5 protein-coding genes are annotated in these 3,344 nt (G+C 69.9%); 3 read left to right on the top strand and 2 right to left on the bottom strand.

Translation table 11 applies throughout. The features are described from left to right. Positions 1 to 40 precede the first annotated feature (40 nt). A complete protein-coding gene (locus ABD810_RS40800) occupies positions 41 to 679 on the bottom strand; it encodes a DUF6461 domain-containing protein (RefSeq protein WP_344953947.1) in 639 nt (212 codons plus the stop codon). Positions 680 to 884: 205 nt separating this feature from the next. Between ABD810_RS40800 and ABD810_RS40795 the strand changes: the two genes are divergently transcribed. Then, positions 885 to 1,409 (top strand): hypothetical protein, encoded by a 525-nt coding sequence (locus ABD810_RS40795; RefSeq protein ID WP_344953944.1) that lies wholly within the window; start codon positions 885 to 887, stop codon positions 1,407 to 1,409. Positions 1,410 to 1,674: 265 nt separating this feature from the next. Here ABD810_RS40795 and ABD810_RS40790 read toward each other — a convergent pair whose 3' ends face one another. Then, the gene (locus ABD810_RS40790; RefSeq protein WP_344953941.1) at positions 1,675 to 1,983 is read right to left on the bottom strand and encodes a helix-turn-helix domain-containing protein; all 309 of its coding nucleotides are present in this window, start codon (positions 1,981 to 1,983) and stop codon (positions 1,675 to 1,677) included. Between the two features lie 72 nt (positions 1,984 to 2,055). Between ABD810_RS40790 and ABD810_RS40785 the strand changes: the two genes are divergently transcribed. Continuing rightward, entirely contained in the window at positions 2,056 to 2,991 is a 936-nt protein-coding gene (locus tag ABD810_RS40785; protein ID WP_344953938.1) for a hypothetical protein, read from the top strand. Further along, positions 2,988 to 3,344: hypothetical protein (locus ABD810_RS40780; RefSeq protein WP_344953935.1), on the top strand; the 357-nt coding region annotated here is incomplete at its 3' end. The genes ABD810_RS40785 and ABD810_RS40780, both read left to right, overlap by 4 nt.

Here is a 3,344-nt window from a genome sequence, read left to right as displayed (position 1 = left end):
GAGGTGCGTGTGATCGTTTCCCAGCTGAGCGCTCAGGGGTTCAGCGTGTTGCGTCGGGCATGCGGACCGTTATGTACGGATGTGGTTGTTCCAGCCACTCGCTGGTCAGCCTTGCTCCCGTGGTCTGGTCGATGACGGCGAGCATGGCGGCTTGCCAGTCGTAGTTCTCGTCGCGTTCCTCGAAGTCGACGAAGAAGTCTGTCATCGCCTGTAGCTCGGGCCATTGGCCGATGCCGGCATGGTCTTCCGGTCTGCCGGGGCCGAACGCGTCGATCGTCAGGACGAGTTCGCCTCCGGCTGCGAAGCTCAGCCGGTTGTGGGCGTTGACGTTCCACCAGGCGCTGTAGGCCCGGGCTCCCTGGCTGAGCCGCCGGAGCACGGCGGGGGTTGATCCGAGGTAGTCGCCCTCCATGAGCATGGCGGCGGATCCGCGCCAATCGGCGGACACGGGATTGTCGGTGTCGTAGGGGAGCAGGACGGCTTTGGGCGGCGCCGGCTCATGGAGTTGGTGCGGCGCATCTCCGCCGAGCCGGGCGGCGAGTTGGTTCAAAGGGAGCGCTTGTCCGCTGTCTGGGACCACGACGGTCCAGCACATGCCCACGTCGAGCCATGGCTGGGTGGAGAGGAGTTGCCGGTAGTGCTCGTGCAGGTCGGCAGTCGGGGGCTGTCCGGTGTTCACGTATTGCTCCTTTGCTCGCCGGAACGGATCGTCGAGATCGTGGCAGAGACGGCATGGTTCTGGTTGATCATCGGTGTCGGCGCGCAGGCTCGAAGGGATCTTGCAGTCTTTGGGGTCAGCGATGCCATTGCCGCCTACAGTTTGGAGTTGCAGCCATGCGTTGAGTGATGGTGGCGGTCTGGGGATTGCCGCGAGGGAGGCGATGGTGACGTCACTGCTGGCAAAGCTGGAGCGGGCCGAGGGGTCCGCACGCCAGCAATGCGCTGAGCTGTCCGGGCAGATGGCGGAGCTGCAGGAGCGGCTGGCCGTGGCAGAGCGTCGCCTGGAACGGCTGTCCATCGCGCGTGAGGAATTGACCGCACTGGAGGCGGCCGACGAGCCGGCTGATGCGGCGGAGGCCGGGGAGGCTGCCGGCACCCATCCTCATGGTGCGGGCGACACCACCCCGGAAACTGCCGGGCACGCGGAGGTTCCCCAGGAGCGTCCGGCCCTGCGGGGGCTGCGCAAAGACGCGGTGGTGTTGCTGGCCAGTTCCGACAAGCCGCTGCGGGCGCGGGATGTGGTGCGGGCGCTGGGTCAGCAGGATGTCCGCGGCCAGGTGGAGGGGATGCGCGCACGGCTCAAGCGACTGGTGGACGATGGCTGGCTGGCCGAGCGGGAGCAGGGCCTGTTCACGATCGAGGCCGGAGTGAACGGGTTCGCCGGCGAGGGGAGCGCCGCCACGAGCTGAGTACGGCGTGCCGGTCTGTCGGCCGGATCGAAAAGTGGTGCCGCCGAGTTACAGCTCGACGGCACCGGGTTGCTTGAGCGCCCAACAGACCTAACTCTTTGAAGGCTCGCGCCTTCTGAGCGTAACGCGATAGGTGATCGCTTGGAGGCTGTCGAGCCAAATGACGGCTGCTTCTGCCCGGATGTCCGGATTCCAGGGGCGGCGGAGAGAAGGCTCGACCATGCCGTCGAGGTCATCACGACGTCCCGCTCAGGGCTCGGCGTCGTCATCGAGACGCCGGAGTGCCCTCCGGCCACAGCCGGACCCTGAGCGCGGTCTCCAGCAGGGCGACGGTGGCCACGTCCGGCCAAGACCGTCCGGCCAGCAGGTCGGCGATGGACTGGCGGTTGACGCCGGAGGCGGCGGCCAGGCCGCGCAGGCTCAGGCGGCGTTCGGCCAGGATGTCGGCCAGGGCGGCGGCGATCTGCTGGATGACGGCGGCGGCGGGATGGCGAGCCAGGTCCGCGTGGGGCCAGGTCTGCGGGTCCTCGGCCAGGTCCCGGGGGGCGGCCGAGCGCGCGCGTCCTCCGACCATGACAAAACACTCCTTTCGGTGGATGTCGTCGCTCTGCGTAACGGCTGCTTGTCCTGCCACTATGGATGGGGTGTGACGCTCGATCCCGTGACCTCGGCCACGATCACCGGCTACCGGCCGCAGAAAGCCCCGCCGGAGTGGGACCACATCTGCGGGCATGTGCGCATGCTGGTCGCCGCCAGCGCCGACCGCTCCCCCTACCGGGTGCAACGGCTGCTCACCGCGACCACCCGGCTGGCCGTGTGGTGTCACCGCTCCGGCCTGCCTGACGACCCGGAGGTGTGGTTGCGGCACGAGACGATCGACGCGTTCATCCTGACCGGCTGCACCGACCTGGCGCCGAGTTCGGCGCAGACCTACCGGGCCTGGCTGCGGCATATGCGCGCCACGCTGGCCTGGCTGGAACGCGGCGAACAGGCGCCGCCGCCGATGAAAGCCCCCAAGAAGGTCAGCCCACCGTACTCGCCGACCCAGCTCGGCCGGTTGCGCGGCTGGGCCGAACGCCTGCCCGGCCAGGCCCGCACCGACGCGCTGGCGTTGATGGCGCTCGCCTTCGGTTGCGGTCTGACCTCCGGTGAGGTGGCCGCCGTCCGCACCGGGCATCTGCGTCGCCTGGGCTGCGGCGCGGTCGTGGCCTGCGTCCCCGGCACAGAGCGGTTGATCGTCTGTCGCGCCGCCTGGGAGGACGTCCTGGCCCGCGCCGCCGACCGGCCGAGCGATGCCTTTGTCTTCCGGCCCGGGCGCGCCGCCCGGCACGCCAAGAACCTGTTCAGCTCCTGGACAGCCCGCCACACCCCGACCGGCGGCCTGCCCGCCCTGTCGGTGCGCCGGCTGCGCTCCTCCTGGATCGTCGAGCTGCTGAGCGCCCGCATCGACCTGGGAGTGGTGGCCGCCGCGGCCGGGATGAGCGCCTCCGCGCTGGCCCGCTACCAACACTTCGTCCCCGCCCTGGACGAGCCCACCGCGGTCGCGCTGCTGCGCGGCAAGCCCGACGAACAGGCCCGTTGAGTACGGCGAAGCCACGCGCCTGGCCGCCCCGCACCACCCGAGCCCGAACCACCCGACCCCGGCCACCTGCCAAGCAGACGGCACAGATCCCCGACGCCGTCACCAGCCACTACGCCCGGCTGCTGGACGACTCCGGCATCATGGCGCTGATCGACGACGAGCTCGGCCAGCGCCCCGGCCCGGCGGGAGTGCCGATCCGGGCGGTACTCGTCTGCCTGATGGTCTCGATCCACCACAGCGGCAAAGCCACCTTGGCCGAAGCCTGGCGGCTGGCCGCCTTCTGCTTGTCCCCGGCCGCCCGACAGCATCTGGGCCTGGATCCCGACCGGCCACCTGCCGACGATCCGCACGCC

This window comes from Sphaerisporangium flaviroseum (assembly GCF_039537005.1).
GTDB lineage: Bacteria > Actinomycetota > Actinomycetes > Streptosporangiales > Streptosporangiaceae > Sphaerisporangium > Sphaerisporangium flaviroseum.
The sequence above is the reverse complement of the archived record's forward strand: the minus strand, read 5'-3'. Positions and strand labels throughout refer to the sequence as shown.

Bases quoted from the DNA above. Each gene is read 5' to 3' on its own strand.
- ABD810_RS40790 (WP_344953941.1), bottom strand. From the start codon at position 1,983: ATGGTCGGAGGACGCGCGCGCTCGGCCGCCCCCCGGGACCTGGCCGAG.